Genomic DNA, 347 nt, shown 5'->3' with positions numbered 1-347 from the left:
TTTCCCAGCAAAGGCATCTTCAAATTGTTGGGCTAATTCTGGATACGCTGCTTTGTATGCTGCGAACAGCTCACGCCAAGCATTTTCAGCTTTTTCGCCTTCTTCAACCATCGTTTGACGGAAGCGTTCCGCCACTTCTTCTGGTACGGTAAAGTCAGGGTATTCCCAACCATAGATCTCTTTGGCTTTTTGAATGCCTTCTAAGCCAAGTGGTGCGCCGTGGACTGCAGAAGTTCCTTGGTTTGGTGCACCAAATCCGATGACCGTTTTCACTTCGATCAATGTCGGTTTGTCTGTTTCGGCTTTCGCTTCTTCGATAGCTTTTGAGATGGCTTCTAAATCATTGC

Annotated in this window: 1 protein-coding gene; it reads right to left on the bottom strand. The window is 46.7% G+C overall.

Annotated features, from left to right (window positions below):
• On the bottom strand, positions 1–347 hold a 347-nt coding region (locus P3R27_RS14995; RefSeq protein ID WP_498371331.1), incomplete at both ends, for a thiamine pyrophosphate-binding protein.

Source organism: Enterococcus spodopteracolus, from assembly GCF_030441955.1.
Lineage (GTDB): Bacteria > Bacillota > Bacilli > Lactobacillales > Enterococcaceae > Enterococcus_B > Enterococcus_B spodopteracolus.
The sequence above is the reverse complement of the archived record's forward strand: the minus strand, read 5'-3'. Positions and strand labels throughout refer to the sequence as shown.